Origin of the sequence: Burkholderia sp. KCJ3K979 (assembly GCF_016759955.1) — a bacterium.
Classification (GTDB): domain Bacteria; phylum Pseudomonadota; class Gammaproteobacteria; order Burkholderiales; family Burkholderiaceae; genus Burkholderia; species Burkholderia orbicola.
The window spans coordinates 1-16533 of sequence record NZ_JACFYV010000156.1; the positions used below are offsets into that span (position 1 = coordinate 1).

The following is a 16533-nucleotide window of genomic DNA, read 5'->3' on the forward strand; positions in this document are numbered from 1 at the left end:
GCCGCCCCCCGAGGCCGCCCCCGCCACGCTGTTCTGCGTCGCATCGGCGAACTGCTTCAGCGCATCGCGACCAGCACCGAGACTCTCCGCCTGATGCATCTCGCTGACCTGCGACATCGACTCGATCAACCCGTCCGCACTGCCAAGCTGCTGCTTTGCCTCGCTCGCGTCGAGCGGCTGACTGTTCGCCTGCTTCGGATGCGTCGTCACGTACAAACCCTGGCCCGCACGCAGCGCGCCGTACGCATCCGTGCGCAGATCGAAACCCGAGCCGAGATACGCGCCACGCGTGTTGCCGTTCTGCTCGATCAGATAGCCGAGATGAAGCAGCGAATTCGCGCTGCTGCTGAACAGGCGCGCGCGGTTCTGCCCGGTCGCGTCGTCGAGCACCATCTCGTTGTGCCCCGATCCCGCATATTCCTTCGACCGGAAGCCCGACAGTATCCCGTCGCTATGCCATTGCGGCTTGGCCGCCCCGTTGTAGACACGATGCATGACGATCGGCCGATCGCAGTCGCCGCCGATGTAGCCGATCAGCACTTCCTCGCCGACGCGCGGAATATGCACCGCGCCGTAACCGCCGCCGGTATCCGACTGCACGACGCGCATCCAGCACGATGCCGTCTCGCGGCCTTCGCTCTGCCGGTCCCACACGAACATGACCTTGATCCGGTTCAGCGCGTCGGTATAGACCTCCTCGCCCTTCGGACCGACCACGACGGCCGTCTCGAGCTGCATCGCGGGCTTGCGGTGCTCGAACGGGCTGCGGTACGGCATGCTCGCGCGCTGCGCCTCGACCTCGACGAGATAGAACCCGGCCGAGCCGTCGTCGTGCCCGACCTCGAACGCGCCCCCTTTCCCGTGCCCGGCCTTCACCTGCGCCAGCGGGTCCTGCAAGCTATACGGGAAACTTGCTTCGTGGTCGGAGACCGGCAGATTGTTCTCGATGTAACGCGTGACGCCGATGGCCGCGAACTCGCGGTCGCTCGCCGCATCGCGATCGTGCTCCGGATGGTCCACGAGGGTGAAACGCCGGCCGGCGTCGATCGAACGCACGCCGCCCACGCCGAAGAAACGCTTCGCACGCGACTCCCATTCCTCGAGGCGAATCTTCGACAGGTGTTCGCCGCGGTCCTGCGCCGGATACGTGTAAGCGCCGGTGTATTCGTAAATTTCCGCCTGATCGGGCAGCTCGCCCTGCCCGCTTTTCGTCGGCAGCGACGTGCCGTTCGGATTGCCCGCCGACGACGGCGACTTGTAGTCGAAGGTGCGCGTCGTATGCAGCGTGCTTTGCAAGGTCCGCGACGCGGTCCATTGCGTGAAGCCGGCGGTTTCGTTGCCGCTGCCCGAGCGATCGAACCTGACGGTATTCGGCGACAGCGCGTCGACGGTATGCAGGTCGTCGGTGATGACGAACGTGTGCGCCTTCCCGTCTTCACTGTGCCGCCAGAAGCCGAACAGCCCTTCGTCCTCCATCAGCCGATGCACGAAGTTCCAGTCGGTTTCGCTCTGGCGGCAGTACGAACGGGAGGGCAGCGGCTTCGACAGCGCGAACCGGTATTGGCCCCTGGCCTGCGGATGCCTGTCGAACACGTCGGCGAGGATCGCGTCGACCGGCTGGTCCTGCCAGTACCGCATGTCGCTACGGAACTTGAGGAAGTGCATCCACGACGCGAAGCGCAGCTGGTAACTCGACAGGCTGCCGTCGGCACCGAGCCGCCGCGCCGTGTGAATATAGCCGTTGATCGGCTGATACGACCTGTCCGCCTGCTGAATCCACAGCGTGATCGGCTGCGCGATCAGCGTCTTGAGCTCGACGTCGCTCGCGGTGGACACCAGATCGAGCGTTACGCTGAAATCACGGCCGAGCTCCGAGCGGGTTACGGCGCGACGCGGCACGAGCGCATTGTTCGGCAGCGACGGGATGTCCGTCTTCAGCAGCCGATCCTGCTGGATCAGGCCGCCACGAATCGCCTGGGCCAGTTCGGTCACGTTCATGCGTCACCTTCTTCTTGTTCATCGCGAGCCCGCCGGGCCCGCGCTCTCAGGTCAAAAAACAATCGTTCACGACTGCTCGTCGGGCCTCACCCCCAGCAGCTCGCGAATGTGCGACAGCGAGCCGTCGTCCTTCACGACGCTCTCGAGCCACTTGTGCAGCGGCATGTCGGCCCACTCGGCCGCCTTGTCGGCAAGATACGCGACCGGGCTGTGCGGCTCGGTCTGACGGAAATAGCGCGCCACCGCGCGCAACTGGTCGACGGCCTGCGCGCGGTTCTGGATGCCGGCGATCATCTGCGTCACCGGCGGACGCGAAGCGGTCTGCTGCTGCACGTGAGTCTCCTCGGTCTGAATCGGCTGGCCGAACACCGGCTCGATGCGTTCGGGCTGGGCCTGCGGCGCCGCCTGCGCGTGCGGCGCGCTGCCCGTATAGCCCTGTTCGCGCGCAAAGCGCTCGGCGAGCCGGTACACGGTCTCGAACGCGTCGCGCGCCTGCCGGAAGCTCGGCGCCGAATCGCCCGCGCGCTCGACGAGCCGCTCCTCGAACGCGTCGAGCGCGAATTCGAACGCCTTCAGGTTCGCCAGCAGCGCCGTGTAGAACGCGATCGACGTCACGCGCCGCGACGCGTCGATCTGGTCGATCGACGGCTTGCCGCGCGCGATGTCGTCGGCATGTTCGGGGTCGCGCTTGATCGACTGCGCGACGTGCTGCGCGACCTCCCAATCGAGCGTGCTGAACGCATTCGATGCGCCGTCCGTCAGCGGCACCGCGCGCAGCAGCTCGGCCGTGCGGCCGGACAGCCACGCGACGTTGCCGAGCCGGTGCTCGATGTCGTCGTCCTCGGGCAGCGGGTGGAAGGTGTCCCAGAAGTCGCGGCACAGGCCTTCGAGCAGCGCATAGCCTTCGGTGAGGCCGGTGATGCCGTCCTCGAGCGCGAGCGCCTCGGTCAGCCACACGGCGAGCCGCAGGTCCTTGGTGCGCGTGCGCAGCAGCTCGCCCGCATGGTCGACGACGAAGCCCCAGTCGGCCTCCTTGATCTCGGTTACCCATTCGCCCTGGTCGAGCGTCGGGTCGTCGTAGCGCCGCGCGTCCTGAATCGCGTCGAATTCGTTCGAAAACAGCAGGTCGTCGCCGCTGGGCGACGCATCGCTGATCGGCGTCAGCAGCTCGGGGAGATTGATCGGCATGGTTCAGTGAATCCGTTGATGCATCAGATGTCGCGTGCGGGGGCTCATTCGACGGTGTACGCAAATTCGCCGGCCTCGTCCGCGCGCACCGCGATGCGCGCGATCGCCGCGCCGTCGGCGATCCGGCCGAGCACGTGGCCCGCGATCTCCGGCAGCAGCGTGCCGTTCAGGATGTGGTCGACGTTGCGGGCGCCCGAGTCGACCTCGGTGCAGCGCGCGAGCACCGCGTCGACGAGCGACTCGTCCCATTCGAACACGGCCTTGTGGTTCGCTTCGATCCGGCGGCGGATGCGTTCGAGCTTCAGCTCGATGATCTCGGCCAGCACGTCGTCGGAAATCGGGTAATACGGCACGACCTTCATCCGGCCGAGGAACGCCGGCTTGAAGGTCTTGTACAGCTGCGGACGCAGCGTCTCGGCAAGCGCGTCCGGGTCGGGCAGTTCCTCGGCCGGCTTGTTCAGGCAGGCCTGCATCACCGCGGCCGAGCCGACGTTCGACGTCAGGATGATCAGCGTGTTGCGGAAGTCGATCTCGCGCCCTTCGGCATCGTCCATCGTGCCCTTGTCGAACACCTGGAAGAACATCTCGAGCACATCCGGGTGCGCCTTCTCGACCTCGTCGAGCAGCACGACGGAATACGGATTGCGACGCACGGCCTCGGTCAGCACGCCGCCCTCGCCATAACCGACGTAGCCCGGCGGCGAACCCTTCAGGCCCGACACGCTGTGCGCTTCCTGGTACTCGCTCATGTTGATCGTGACCATCTTGCGCTCGCCGCCGTACAGGATGTCGGCCAGCGCCAGCGCCGTCTCGGTCTTGCCGACGCCCGACGGCCCGACGAACATGAACACGCCGCGCGGCTTGTTCGGGTCCTCGAGGTTCGCGGTCGCGGTGCGCACGCGCTGCGCGATCGCTTCCAGCGCATGGTCCTGGCCGATCACGCGCGCGGTCAGCAGCGGCTGCAGGTTCAGCACGGTGTCGATTTCGTCCTTCACCATCCGGCCGAGCGGAATGCCCATCCACGCGGCGACGATCTCGGCGACGACGTGACCGTCGACCTGCAACGGCACCATCGGCTCGCCGCCCTGCAGCGCGTGCAGCGCCGCGACGCGTTCGGCGAGCTTCTCGCGCGTGGCCTGCACGTCGACCGGCTGGCCGTCTTCCGACGGGCCGCGTGCCTTGTCAAGCGCGTCGCGCAGCTCGGTGATCTCGGCGACGATCACGCGCTCGGCTTCGTAGCGTTCCTCATCCTTCGCCAGTTGTTCGAGCGCCGTGTCGCGCGCGCCGCGCAGCTCGCCGAGCCGCTCGTCGTGCGCCGCGCCGCCCGCCGCCTCGCGCTCCAGCGACGCGATTTCCGCATCGATGCGCTCGATGCGCTTCTTCGTATCGTCGATCGCGGCCGGCGTCGCGCTGTGCGCGAGCGCGACTTTCGCGCACGCGGTGTCGAGCACGCTGATCGCCTTGTCCGGCAGCTGGCGGCCGCTGATGTAGCGGTGCGACAGGCGCACGGCCTCGGTAATCGCATCGTCGAGAATCCGCACGTTGAAGTGCTTCTCCATCAGGCCCGACATCCCGCGCAGCATCGCGGCGGCCAGCGGCTCGCTCGGCTCCTCGACCTTCACGACCTGGAAGCGTCGCGCGAGCGCAGCATCCTTCTCGAAGTACTTCTTGTATTCGCTCCACGTCGTCGCGGCGATCGTGCGCAGTTCGCCGCGCGCGAGTGCGGGCTTCAGCAGGTTCGCCGCGTCGTTCTGGCCGGCCTGGCCGCCCGCGCCGATGATCGTGTGCGCCTCGTCGATGAACAGGATGATCGGGTGCGCGCTCTTCTTCACCTCGTCGATCACGCTCTTCAGCCGGTTCTCGAACTCGCCCTTCACGCTCGCGCCGGCCTGCAGCAGCCCCATGTCGAGCACGTGCAGCGCGACGCCGCGCAACGGCGGCGGCACGTCGTCGGCCGCGATCCGCAGCGCGAGCCCTTCGACGACCGCCGTTTTGCCGACGCCGGCCTCGCCGGTCATGATCGGGTTGTTCTGGCGGCGGCGCATCAGGATGTCGATCGCCTGACGGATCTCCGCCTCGCGGCCGATCACCGGGTCGATCTTGCCGTCGCGCGCGCGCTGCGTGAGGTTGGTCGTATAGGTGTCGAGCGCGGGCGTCTTCGACGGGCCGGCCGCGGGCGCAAAGCCGTCGGCGGCCGGCGCGACGTCGCTGCCATCGTCGTCCGCCTGGCGCGGCTCGGCTTCGCTCGAACCGGCCATGATTTCGTCGAACTTGTGCTTCAGGTCCGTCACGTTCATTTCCGCGAAGCGCGACGACATCCGTTGCGCGAACTGCGCGAGATCCGGCGCGGTCAGCAGCGCGAGCAGCAGGTGCCCGGAACGGATGCGGCCGAGCTGCGAATCGAGCGACGCGATCAGCCATGCCTGCTCGAACAGCGCGATCAGATGCACGGAGAACACCGGCGTGCGCGTGTTGCCGGTCTTCAGGCGCGTGAGCTCGCGTTCGAGATCGGCGTGCAGCGCATGCGGATCGACGCGGCTCGCGCGCAAGGCGAGCGGCAGGTCGCCCGTCGCTTCGTCGAGCAACGCGAGGAACAGGTGCTCCAGATCGACCTCGTAGTGGCCGCGCGCCAGGCACGCGCTCGCCGCACGCTCGGTCGCGTGGCGGCACAGCGGGTTCAGTTTCGTGATCAGGGTCTTCAGAGGCGTGCTCATGGCGTCGATCTCAGGTTCGATTGCGTGTTGTTGTTAGGGTCTCAGTGAATCACGTGCAGTTCGTAGCGGGCGTCCGAGCGATCCTCCAGCGCATCGCGCGTGCACAGGAACGCATCCCAGCCGAGCCGCGAGCCCGCGCCGAGCACGCTCGCGCCGACCTCGGTGCGCTTGAGCACGAGCTTCACCTCGTACTCGAGCGTGACGCCGGCGAGCAGCGTCAGCATCCGCTCGAGCGCGACGGCGTGCGCGCCGCCGGGCAGGAACGCCTCGTAATCGCGCTTGGACAGCGGGCCGACGACGATCCGTGCGCGCATGTCGCGCTGCCACACGCGCTCGCCGACGAGCGCCGTCGCGCCGAGCACCGCGTTGACTTCGCCGAGCACGCTCAGCTGATCGGGCGGCACGTCGTACCACTTGCCGACGAACTGGTCGATCTTCACCGGCACGCGGAAGTAATCGGACAGCGTGCGTTGCAGGTAGGCGGCCGACATCGGCCGGTGCCGCGCCGCGAGCGCGTAGCCGGCCACGGCTTCGTCGAGCACGCCGCCCGGGCCGGCCGCGAGGCTGTCGCGCACCTCGTCGCTCGGCACGCCCGCGATCGCGAGCAACAGCGGCAGGTAGCGCTCGTCGCGGTCGAGCTCGTAATGGAACGGCAGCCGGTATTTCTTCCACGCCGCATAGAACAGCGCGGTCGCGCGGTTCGAGAACACGTCGAAGAACGCACGCGCCGCATGGTCGCGCCGCAGGTGCTCGCGCGCGACGATCTGCTCGGTGTAGTGCAGCGGCAGCGCGCCCTGCCCGCCGAGCAGCCCGAAGAACGCGGGCGTCAGCTCGACGCGGCCGAGCTCGCCCGCAGCGAGCGCGGTGCCGCGCTGCTCGTCCGAGTTCAGCGGCGCGCCGTCGTCGTCGAACGAACGCGCGCCTTCGATCTCGCTCGGCGGGAAGCCGAGCGACAGCGTGTTGCGGAATGCGATGTGCTGCGCGACCACGTCGCCCTGCCGCCACGCGCCGGGCGCATCCGACGCCTGCCGCGCGAACAGCCCTTCGAGCACCCGCACCGCCTGGAAGAACTCGAAGCGATGCGGCTCGTCGAGCAGCGCGTCGACTACGCCAGGATCGATTCGCCGGTTCGGGGCTTGCATCGGATGATCTCCTCGCCGGTGCGCTTCGACACGACGACCAATTGAACGAAACTGTTGAGGTGGACGTACAACCCGAAGAAGCTGTCGAGCACGCGCACGAACGACGCAAGGCTCGCGCCGACGAAGTGCTCCTCGTCGATCGTCAACCGGATCTCGATGCCGCGCACGAAGGTCGCGAACGGCTTGCCGGGTAGCCACTGCACGGCGCCGCGCTGCTCGACGCCGGCCAGGCCGTCGATCTGGCGCATCGACACGGCCGTGCGCCGCAGGTCGTACAGCGTCAGCATCTCCTTCAGCGGCGCGAGGCCGTGCGCGACGAGCGACACGTGGTTGAGCGCGAGATGCGACACGAGCCGCCAGTGCGCGGCACGGCCGCGCTCGAAGCGCACGCTCTGCGTCGGGCGGCGCAGCAGCGAGATGCCGCTCGTCTGCGCCCCGCCTTCCTGGAACAGGTCGCCGCCTTCGAGGCCGAACGCCAGCATCGAAGGCAGGTCGCGGTTCGTGCAGGTGAGGTCGAGGCTCAGCGTGTCGGTCTGCGGCGACGTCGGCTCGAAGTCGATGTCGACGATCGAGATCTCGGTTTCATAGCCGGGGCTCTTCTGCGCGACCCAGTCGTTGCGGCGCGCGAACCAGTAATGGCCGATGCGCGCCGATTCGCCGTGATGCAGCGAATAGAACGGCCGGAACTCGATCACCGATTCCTCGTGCGCCTGCTGCCGGACGAGCTTCACCGAGTCGATCGAGTACACCTCGTACGCGAACGCACGCCGCGCCTCGGCGATCACCGGATACGACACCGCGCGATGCGTGACGCGGATCGGTTCGCCGTGCTGGCGGAACAGGTTGACGATCGGCGTGCAGAACAGCCGGAAATGGCTCGCCGTCAGCAGCTCGAGCAGGCGCGCGATATGCGAATCGCTGCGCACGTCCTGCAGCACCAGATGCAGCGTCGCGCGCTGGCAGCGGCCCGACGCGCGTGTGATCGCCGCAAGGTCGAAGTCGACGAAATCGAACTTGTCGGGAAACGCGAAGTATTCGGTGAGCAGCCGGTACGCGGGGTGCGATTTCGCCGGATAGTCGATCAGCGCGTCGTCCTCGGCGAAGCCGGCCTGCGCGATCGGCAGCTTGCGCAGCGCGGTCCAGCGGCCGTTGCGTTCGGGCTCGACGTACGCGCCGAGCACGTTGACGAACAGGCAATCGGTCAGCGCGGCGACGAACGACTGCTCGCCGTGCAGGTGCGCGCGCAGCGTCGACAGCTTCAGCGCGCCGAGATCGAGCTGCGCGGCGAGCGATTCGAACGTGATCGAGATCACGCCCGTCGCGTTCGACGGCAGCACCGTTGCGCTCGGCGCGAGCGCGACCGGCGTATAGCGCGCCTCCGAGATGCGGATCGGCGCAAGCGTCACGTCGTAGGCGGTACGGAACCGGCATTGCACGCCGCGGATCGGACGGCTTTTCAGCTCGGTGCCGCGATCGATCACGACCGGTTCGGTCTGCTGGCCGGGCGAAGCCGGCGTGAACTGCGCGATCGAGCACGACGGGAACGGCCGCAGGTAGTGCGGATACAGCACTTCCAGCAGCGCTTCGGTGAATTCCGGGTAATCGTCGTCGAGCTTCTTGTTGATGCGCGCGCCGAGCAGCGCGAACGACTCGATCATCCGCTCGACGTGCGGATCCTCGCAATGTTCGCCGGACAGCGCGAGCCGCGCGGCGATCTTCGGATAGCGTTCGGCGAAATCTCGCGAATAGCGCCGCAAAAACGATAATTCGCGTTCGTAATACGGCAGCAATTCTTCCATCGACGACCCCGAACCTCAATATTTCCTGCCGGACCTGATTCACCACCGGGCGGTCCGGCCCGCTCGGCGGCTTGATTTACTGCATGCGTGCCGCGCGTGCGCGCGTGACCGAATACTGCAGCGTCGACGGTTGCAGCATCGCGTCGAAACTGACCGGCTCCTCGGCCGGGTGCACGACGAGCAGCGCCTGGATCGCGAAGTACAGCGCGTTGGTGGCCTGCTCGTTCAGCTCGAACGTCACCTGCACCTGCTGCAGGCGCGGCTCGTGGCGCGCGATGGCCTGCTGGATCGACTTGCAGATGAATGCGCGGTCGTAGTGGCTCGCGAGGCTCAGCCCCGCGAAATCGTTCAGCCCGTAGGTCAGCACCGACTTCTGGCATTCCGGCAGTGCCGCCAGCTCGTTCTCGGTGTGCGCGATACGGGTGTTGAGGATCGCCTCGACGTCGCGGGCGACCGTGTTCTTGAGCTCGTCCAGCGACAATTGCCGCATCGCAGCCGAGGCCGGCAGATGCGGTTCGTCGTCGAACAGCTTGTCGAGAAAACTGGGTTCGAATCGTTTCATCGGCCGGTGTTGACAGCGAAAACGACAACGGGACGCGACGCGCCCCGTTGCCGCAACCGACCTTAGACCGCGTAGGTCTTGTCGTTCTTCGTCAGACTCCAGGCGCCTTGCGTGTTGCCGCCCTGGTTGCCGCCGATCTTCTGCTGGGTTTGCTTCCACTGCACGGCTGCGTACTTCAGCGAGAACGTCTCGAGCGGCAGACCTTCCTCGCGAACGCTCGGCGCGATGCTCGAGATGATCACGTACTTGAGCTTGACTTCCAGATACTGCACGCGCTTGCCTTCACCGTCGGCGCGCGAGAAATGGACCGTCACTTCGTCGAACGTGGTACCGCCCGAAGCGTGCTGATACAGCAGCGGGCTCGACGAATCGATTTCCTTCGTGAAGATCATGTCGCCGTGCTCGCAACGCGTCATCGTGTGACCGCCAGCGGTCGATGCGGTTGCCGAACGCGGCTGAACGATCGAGTGATCCCACGATTTCAGTTCGATCCAGCCTTGGTGGTCTTTATCCGCGGATTCGCCCTTCACCGCGGGACTACCAAACTGCAAGTGCATATGTAACATGGCCCTTCGACTCCCCAAAGAGGTGGTTTTAACGTCCTACCCAGGCGGCCCGCCCGGGCGATTTACTCGCTTATGAATTTGCCGGTTTGGGCAGATCAGCGACAAGTCGCAGAGAAATCGAGAGTTCGTCGAGCTGAAAGTGCGGGCGCAGGAACGCGACCGAACGATACGAGCCCGGCTTGCCCGGAATCTCCGACACTTGTATGGATGCCTCGCGCAGCGGAAATTGCGCTTTCTGTTCCTGCGAGGCGTTGTCGTCGAGCAGGACGTACTGCGAAATCCACCGGTTGAGGAAAGTCTCCACGTTCTGCGCCGATGCGAAGCTGCCGATCTTGTCCCGCATCATCGCCTTCAGGTAGTGCGCGACGCGCGATACCGAGAAGATGTACTGAAGCTGGGCGGACAGGACGGCGTTCGCGTTCGCGCTGTCGGTGCTGTATTTCTTGGGCTTCTGCACCGACTGCGCAGCGAAGAACGCGGCGTAATCTGAGTTCTTGCAATGGACGAGCGGGATGAAGCCGAGATCGCTCAGCTCCTTCTCGCGGCGATCGGTGATCGCGATTTCGGTCGGGCACTTCAGCGCGACTTCACCGTCGTCGGTCTTGAACGTGTGGGTCGGCAGATCCTCGACGAGGCCGCCGCCTTCGACGCCGCGGATCGCCGCGCACCAGCCGAAGTCGTCGAACGCGGCCGTCAGGCGGGCCGCGAAGGCCCATGCCGCGTTGCACCACAGGTACTTGTCGTGATCGGTGCCGTCGACGTCCTCGACGAAGTTGAAGTTCTCCGCGGTCTGGCCGTCCTTCGGATTGAACGGCAGGCGGCCGAGGAAGCGCGGCAGCGTCAGGCCGACGTAGCGCGAATCCTCGGCGTCGCGGAACGACTTCCACTTCGCGTATTCGACGGTGTCGAACACCTTGCCGAGATCGCGCGGCTTGCCGAGGTCGGAGAACGACTCGAGGCCGAGCAGCTCCGGCGACGCCGACGCGATGAACGGCGCATGCGCGGCCGCCGCGACATGCGACATCTGCTCGATGAAGTACATGTCTTCCGGCTGGCGCGAGATCTCGTAATCGCCGATCAGCGCACCGAACGGCGAGCCGCCGAACGTGCCGAATTCCTCTTCGTAGACCTTCTTGAACAGCGCGCTCTGGTCGAACTCGCTCGCGCCCTTGAAATCGCGCACGAGATCGCGCTTCGGCGCATGCAGCGCCTTGATCTTGATCGTCTGGCCCGTGTTGCTTTCCTTGACCAGATAATCCATCCCGCGCCACGTGCTTTCGAGGCGCTGGAATTCCGGCGCGTGCATCACGGCGGAAAGCTGCGTGGAAATCAGGCGGTCGAGCTCCGCGACGCGCGCGTCGATCGTGGCCGACAGGTTGTCCGACACGATCACCGTGCCGTCGAGCACCTGGTGCACGAGTTCGCCGATCAGGTCCTTCGCACGCGCATGCTCGGAATCGGATTTCGCGACCTTGCTCTTCTCGACAATGTCGTCGAGCAGCGAAGTCCCGGCGGCGTATTCCGCGCCGCTCGCTTGGGCCGCAGCCGTTTGCTGGTTCATCTCAACACTCCGTCGTCATTCGCCGTCTTTGTCGCCGCCGGTGCCCTTCGCGAGCTCCTGCAGCTGCTGCGTGTTCTTCAGCACCTCGGACAGCAGATCCTCGAGCTTGTCGTTGCCGGCGAGCTTGTTGCGCAGGTCGGCGAGCTTCGAGCGCGCCTCGAGCAGGCGGCGCAGCGGCTCGACCTGTTCGACGACTTCGTCCGGGCTGAAATCCGACAGCGAGCGGAACTTCAGGTCGACCGCGAACTTGCCGCCTTCCGGGCTCAGGCGGTTTTCCACCTGGAACGCGGCACGCGGCTCGATCGCCTTCATCACGTCGTCGAAATTATCGCGGTCGATGTTGACGAATTTACGATCGCGCAGCTTCGGCTGCTCGATTTCGGACTGGCCCGCCAGATCGCCGACGACCCCGACGACGAACGGCAGCTCCTTCACCTCGATCGCATCGCCCTTCTCGACCTCGTAGGTCAGCTGGACGCGCGGCGGCCGTATTTTCTGCAAGCTTTTCTGAATGCTTTCTTTCTTGGCCATCTCGACGGCTCCCAGGTTAGTTGTGGTTATCGCGTCAGTTGCGGTTTCAGTTGCGCAGTGCGCCGAACGGGTCCGCGCTGCCCTTTTGCGCCACAGGCGGCGTCGGCGCGCTCGGTGCGGCCGGCGCAGCCGCATCGGCAGCCGGTGCGGCCCCGCCCTTCGGGCGATGGACGACGCGGCGCGGCGGACGCGGTTTCACGGTCTTGGTTTCCGGCGGAAACAGCGCCGATTCGCCGAGCGTATCGCGCAGTTGCTTCGCGAGCGCCTGCGCGTCGGACTTCGCATCGCCCGCGAGCGACGCGTCCTGGCGCAGCTCGCCGAGCGACTGTGTCGCGATCCGCAGGCCGGCGACGGCCAGCACGCTCTTCGCCTGACGATCGGTCGCGTCGCGCTGCAGCGCTTCCTGGGCGGCGACGATCGCCTGCCCGTAATGGTTTTGCGCGAACTGGATTTGCGCGATGCGCGACCACGGTTCCTCGCGCGTCGGATCCGACTTCGCGAGCTGCTGGTACAGGCCGAGCGCCTTGTCCTGGTCCCCCGCCTTCGCGACGGCGTCCGCATCGGCCAGCGACTTGTTGAACACTTCCGCAGTCGGCGGCGCGGGAGGCTGGCTCGCACAGCCGGCGATCACGCCGCAAGCCACCACTACCCCAGACAGTTTTGCGAACAGACGGTCTTTCATCGTTATATCCACCGGCGCGTGAGTTTTAAATCGTTGAGAATCTGGTTCTTTTGCTTTGCAAGAAGCGCGCGGGTATAGTACCGATCAATTTTTCATAATTCAATCGTCGTGTGAAGAGTAATTCCTTTTAAAACCGGGCGCTACCCCCTCGAATGGCCGATCGCTGCGGGCTCGCCGCGGTTTTTCCTCGGGCCGGAATGCGCAAGTTTTACTGGTCGCACGACGCGCCGCCCGGACGGCGGAAAAAATTTCCGGGCGCTCGCCTGATGTGGGCGTGCTTAATAGTTGAACGGTGCAATGTCGGGGAGGCGCAGCGAACGCGGCAATACCCGGCAGTTTTGACAGGGATAAAGGCGGCACGCCGGAAAAACGATGAGATCGTCCATGATTCGCTACGCGCTGCCGCTGGTTGCCTGCGCCCTTCTGGCCGGATGCGCGGCCGCCCCGCTGCTCGGCTCGGCCGCCAGCGCCGTGATGTCCGCGGCCGGTATCGGCAAGCCCGAGGTGCCCGACGCGCAGAAGCCACCGCGCAACATCGGGCTCACGCTGGCCGCCGCGCCGAACCTGAATGCCGCGACCGACCACAAGCCGCTCGCGCTCGTCGTCCGGCTTTATGCGCTGAAGGACCCGACCTCGTTCCAGCAAGCGCCGTTCGACGCCTTTACCGATCCGACCAAGGAAAAAGCCGCACTCGGCGCCGATCTGCTGAATGTGCGCGAAATCACGCTGATTCCGGGCCAGCGCTATACGGCAACCGAGAAGGTATCGCGCGAAGCCCAGGCATTCGGCATCGTCGCGCTGTTCCGCGACCCCGCACTGCAACGATGGAAACTGACATTCGATCCGGCGAAATCGGAGAAATCCGGCATAATCATCGGCCTGCATAATTGCGCGATGACGGTCACCGACGGCACGGTCATCGCACCGCAACAAGGTGCGCCTTCGCAACCGCTGAATTTGCTGTCTTCGGTCTCTTGCGGTTAAACATGACGCACGGATGTCAATTAACAAGAGTTAACACTTGGCGATTTAATTCGGGCACGAACAAATCGATTACATCGCAACGCCACATTAACCGGATTTGACATGAGTTATTCGGCCAAGGTGCTGTGGGGGGAAGGGCTGTTCCTCCGGCCTCAACACTTTCAGCGACAGGACGCGTACCACGAGGCGCGCCTGTTCGAGTCCATCCAGGCGATCCAGCCGTACAACTGGGGCGTGCGCTCGGTGCGCATCGACCGCGACGCGCTCGGCAGCAACGTGCTGCGGGTCGCCGAGCTCGCGCTCGTGTTCCCGGACGGCGCGCTGTATGCCGCGCCGCAGGCAGACGATCTGCCGCCGCCGATCGCGCTGGATACGTTGCCCGACGGCATCAACGAATTCGTGTTCTATCTCGCACTGCACCCGCTGCGTGAGAACGGCACCAACTACAGCGACGATCCGGCCGCAGGCTTCATGACGCGGTTCGTCAGCGAGCAGACGAGCGTTGCCGACAACTTCACCGACGCCGCCGAAGCCGACATCACGTTCCTGAAGACGCAGGTCAAGCTGATCGCGCACAGCGAGCCGCGCGACCAGCTGCTGTCGGTGCCGCTCGTACGCGTGCGCCGCACCGCGACGTCCGGCTTCGAGATCGACGACAGCTTCGTGCCGCCGTGCCTCGCGATCGAAGCGTCGCCGATCCTGCACCAGCGGCTGCGCCAGCTGGTCGACGCGCTGCAGGCCAAGGTGAACGCGCTGTACGGCTTCCACCGCGAGCCGTCGAAGAACATCATCGAATTCCGCTCGGGCGACATCGCGTCGTTCTGGCTGCTGCATACGGCGAACGCCGCATTCGCGACGCTCGCGCACCTGCACCAGCACGCGGCGCTGCATCCGGAGCGGCTGTTCCAGGAACTGCTGCGCCTCGCGGGCCAGCTGATGACGTTCTCGAAGGGCTATACGCTCGCCGACCTGCCCGTGTACCGTCACGACGATCCGGGCCCGAGCTTCGCGCGCCTCGACCTGATGCTGCGCGAACTGCTCGACACCGTGATCTCGACGCGCTATTTCGCGATCACGCTCGACGAGGTGCGCCCGTCGTTCCACCTTGGCCGCCTCGATTCCGGCAAGATCGACGACAAGACCGAGTTCTACCTCGCGGTGTCCGCGGACATGCCGAGCGTCGAGCTCGTCGATGCGGTGCCGGCCCGCTTCAAGGTCGGCGCGCCTGACGACGTCGACAAGCTCGTGCTGTCGGCGATGCCCGGCGTGCGGCTGTCGTACACGCCGCAGGTGCCGCCCGCGATTCCGGTGCGCCCCGGCGCGTGCTACTTCGCGCTCGATTCACGCAGCCCGCTGTACGAGCGCATGCTGCAGGCCCAGTCCGCGATGATCTACGCGCCGACTGGCATCAATGACCTGAAATTCGAACTGATCGCGGTCACATCATGAGCTACGCGCCTTCCCTGTTCGGCGACAACGTGCCGCCGCCCCTGCACAGCCCGGCATCGACGGACTCTGCGTTCCAGGCCCGCTCGCTGCTCGATTTGCTGTACGACGGGTTCTTCATGCTGTTCCTGCTCAAGAACAAGCGGGAGCCGGACAGCGCCAGCGAGTTCAGCACGCGAATCCAGGAATTCCTGTCGGATTTCGAGCGCGGCGCGAAGAAGCTGAATATCGCCGCCGAGGACGTGTACGGCGCGAAGTTCGCGTTCTGCGCGGCCATCGACGAAATGGTGCTGTCGTCGCAGTTCAAGATCCGCGCGGATTGGGAACGCCGGCCGCTGCAGCTCGTGCTGTTCGGCGAGCAACTCGCGGGCGAGAAGTTCTTCCAGTATCTCGAGGAGTGTCGTGCGCAGGGTGCGGCGCGGCTGCAGTCGCTCGAGGTGTTTCATATGTGCCTGCTGCTCGGGTTCCAGGGCAAGTATCTGCTCGAGGGGCCGGAGAAGCTCGCGTATCTGACCGCGCGGCTTGGGGACGAGATCGCGCATATGAAGGGCAAGCGGGCTGCGTTTGCGCCGCATTGGCCGCTGCCGGATCAGATCGCGCACCGGTTGAAGCGGGAGGTGCCGGTTTGGGCGATCGGGACCGTGTTTGCGCTCGTTGCGTTGCTTGGGTATCTCGGGCTCAATACCTATCTCAAGGACAAGACGCTGCAGGCGTTGGCGCCGTATTCCCAGGTGATCAAGGTCGGACCGGAATCGGCTAATTTGACGATTTCGTTGCCGTAAGAGGCGGGTGTTTTTTCGAATTCCGCTTCATGAAAAAAGGACCGCACTGGCGGTCCTTTTTTGCTGTGGCGTGGGGCGCGTGCCTCGTCAGAGCAGAATGAACTCGTCGTTGTCGACATAGAACACGAACGCGTCGAACAATTGCGCAACGGTCGGTTCGTCGACCTGGTCATGCGCGTTGATCACGATGTCTTCGATCGTCGCGCTGTTCAGCGTGACGCGCCAGCCGGGTTGGGCCGCCATGGCAGGCGCAACGTCGGCTTCCGCGTCATCGACGTCTTCGAAAAACGCCCCCTCAGTGTCGAGCGCCCATGGCATCGGCGGCAGGTAAAGCCACCCGGAGAAATCGCCGGGGCGTTCGAGAATATGTTGCAGTGACACTGCGGTCGGGGCGTCGATCGACATGGGTATTGCTGTGGTATCCGGATGATTGCGTTGATTCGGCCGCGAGTGACCTGCCCCCGGTTTTAGTCCGAACTGCAGTTAGAGTCCGAGGTTAAAAACTGCTGCTTCGCGTCGTGCGCCCGGGCGAACTGCGCAGGCGTCAGATAGCCGAGCGAACTATGAGGCCGCTCGGT

The 16533-nt window shown here is 65.5% G+C and carries 14 protein-coding genes; 3 read left to right on the forward strand and 11 right to left on the reverse strand.

The window, feature by feature from the left end:
* From H3O04_RS25690 to H3O04_RS25735, 10 genes are all read right to left on the reverse strand, one after another.
* Positions 1–1998 (reverse strand): type VI secretion system Vgr family protein (locus H3O04_RS25690; protein WP_202588711.1); only part of this gene is annotated, 1998 nt, incomplete at its 3' end.
* Positions 1999–2064: 66 nt separating this feature from the next.
* Positions 2065–3186 carry a type VI secretion system protein TssA gene (tssA, locus tag H3O04_RS25695; RefSeq protein ID WP_027808711.1) on the reverse strand — a complete coding sequence of 374 codons (1122 nt, stop codon included), beginning with the start codon at positions 3184–3186 and terminating at the stop codon, positions 2065–2067.
* Between the two features lie 44 nt (positions 3187–3230).
* The gene (gene tssH / locus H3O04_RS25700) at positions 3231–5900 is read right to left on the reverse strand and encodes a type VI secretion system ATPase TssH (RefSeq protein WP_202588712.1); all 2670 of its coding nucleotides are present in this window, start codon (positions 5898–5900) and stop codon (positions 3231–3233) included.
* 41 nt (positions 5901–5941) lie between these two features.
* Positions 5942–7042, reverse strand: coding sequence for a type VI secretion system baseplate subunit TssG (gene tssG, locus H3O04_RS25705; protein ID WP_027809803.1), 1101 nt, complete (start codon positions 7040–7042; stop codon positions 5942–5944).
* Entirely contained in the window at positions 7006–8841 is a 1836-nt protein-coding gene (tssF, locus tag H3O04_RS25710) for a type VI secretion system baseplate subunit TssF (RefSeq protein WP_175684024.1), read from the reverse strand. The genes tssG and tssF overlap by 37 nt, the downstream gene beginning before the upstream one ends.
* Positions 8842–8917: 76 nt before the next feature.
* On the reverse strand, positions 8918–9403 hold the full coding sequence (gene tssE, locus H3O04_RS25715; RefSeq protein WP_006477092.1) for a type VI secretion system baseplate subunit TssE: 486 nt from the start codon (positions 9401–9403) through the stop codon (positions 8918–8920).
* Positions 9404–9465: 62 nt separating this feature from the next.
* Positions 9466–9969 carry an Hcp family type VI secretion system effector gene (locus H3O04_RS25720; RefSeq protein ID WP_006477093.1) on the reverse strand — a complete coding sequence of 168 codons (504 nt, stop codon included), beginning with the start codon at positions 9967–9969 and terminating at the stop codon, positions 9466–9468.
* A 70-nt stretch (positions 9970–10039) separates the two neighbouring features.
* Positions 10040–11530 (reverse strand): type VI secretion system contractile sheath large subunit, encoded by a 1491-nt coding sequence (tssC, locus tag H3O04_RS25725; protein WP_006477094.1) that lies wholly within the window; start codon positions 11528–11530, stop codon positions 10040–10042.
* 15 nt (positions 11531–11545) lie between these two features.
* Positions 11546–12061, reverse strand: a complete 516-nt coding sequence (tssB, locus tag H3O04_RS25730; RefSeq protein WP_006484395.1) for a type VI secretion system contractile sheath small subunit — start codon at positions 12059–12061, stop codon at positions 11546–11548.
* Between the two features lie 46 nt (positions 12062–12107).
* Positions 12108–12743: a tetratricopeptide repeat protein gene (locus H3O04_RS25735; RefSeq protein ID WP_011546581.1), complete on the reverse strand. Its 636-nt coding sequence runs from the start codon at positions 12741–12743 to the stop codon at positions 12108–12110.
* Between the two features lie 372 nt (positions 12744–13115).
* Between H3O04_RS25735 and tssJ the strand changes: the two genes are divergently transcribed.
* The 3 genes from tssJ to icmH all read left to right on the forward strand — a co-directional run bounded on the left by tssJ (position 13116) and on the right by icmH (position 15955).
* On the forward strand, positions 13116–13727 hold the full coding sequence (gene tssJ, locus H3O04_RS25740) for a type VI secretion system lipoprotein TssJ (protein ID WP_006477097.1): 612 nt from the start codon (positions 13116–13118) through the stop codon (positions 13725–13727).
* 102 nt (positions 13728–13829) lie between these two features.
* Positions 13830–15176: a type VI secretion system baseplate subunit TssK gene (gene tssK, locus H3O04_RS25745; protein ID WP_006477098.1), complete on the forward strand. Its 1347-nt coding sequence runs from the start codon at positions 13830–13832 to the stop codon at positions 15174–15176.
* Positions 15173–15955, forward strand: coding sequence for a type IVB secretion system protein IcmH/DotU (gene icmH / locus H3O04_RS25750; protein ID WP_011546582.1), 783 nt, complete (start codon positions 15173–15175; stop codon positions 15953–15955). Before tssK ends, icmH begins: the two co-directional genes overlap by 4 nt.
* 87 nt (positions 15956–16042) lie before the next feature.
* Here icmH and H3O04_RS25755 read toward each other — a convergent pair whose 3' ends face one another.
* Entirely contained in the window at positions 16043–16360 is a 318-nt protein-coding gene (locus H3O04_RS25755) for a DUF7716 domain-containing protein (RefSeq protein WP_125380881.1), read from the reverse strand.
* Positions 16361–16533 lie beyond the last annotated feature (173 nt).

Bases quoted from the DNA above. Each gene is read 5' to 3' on its own strand.
- icmH (WP_011546582.1), top strand. From the start codon at position 15,173: ATGAGCTACGCGCCTTCCCTGTTCGGCGACAACGTGCCGCCGCCCCTG.
- tssA (WP_027808711.1), bottom strand. From the start codon at position 3,186: ATGCCGATCAATCTCCCCGAGCTGCTGACGCCGATCAGCGATGCGTCG.
- tssE (WP_006477092.1), bottom strand. From the start codon at position 9,403: ATGAAACGATTCGAACCCAGTTTTCTCGACAAGCTGTTCGACGACGAA.
- tssF (WP_175684024.1), bottom strand. From the start codon at position 8,841: ATGGAAGAATTGCTGCCGTATTACGAACGCGAATTATCGTTTTTGCGG.
- H3O04_RS25755 (WP_125380881.1), bottom strand. From the start codon at position 16,360: ATGTCGATCGACGCCCCGACCGCAGTGTCACTGCAACATATTCTCGAA.
- H3O04_RS25735 (WP_011546581.1), bottom strand. From the start codon at position 12,743: ATGAAAGACCGTCTGTTCGCAAAACTGTCTGGGGTAGTGGTGGCTTGC.
- tssB (WP_006484395.1), bottom strand. From the start codon at position 12,061: ATGGCCAAGAAAGAAAGCATTCAGAAAAGCTTGCAGAAAATACGGCCG.
- H3O04_RS25720 (WP_006477093.1), bottom strand. From the start codon at position 9,969: ATGTTACATATGCACTTGCAGTTTGGTAGTCCCGCGGTGAAGGGCGAA.
- tssJ (WP_006477097.1), top strand. From the start codon at position 13,116: ATGAGATCGTCCATGATTCGCTACGCGCTGCCGCTGGTTGCCTGCGCC.
- tssC (WP_006477094.1), bottom strand. From the start codon at position 11,530: ATGAACCAGCAAACGGCTGCGGCCCAAGCGAGCGGCGCGGAATACGCC.
- tssK (WP_006477098.1), top strand. From the start codon at position 13,830: ATGAGTTATTCGGCCAAGGTGCTGTGGGGGGAAGGGCTGTTCCTCCGG.
- tssH (WP_202588712.1), bottom strand. From the start codon at position 5,900: ATGAGCACGCCTCTGAAGACCCTGATCACGAAACTGAACCCGCTGTGC.
- tssG (WP_027809803.1), bottom strand. From the start codon at position 7,042: ATGCAAGCCCCGAACCGGCGAATCGATCCTGGCGTAGTCGACGCGCTG.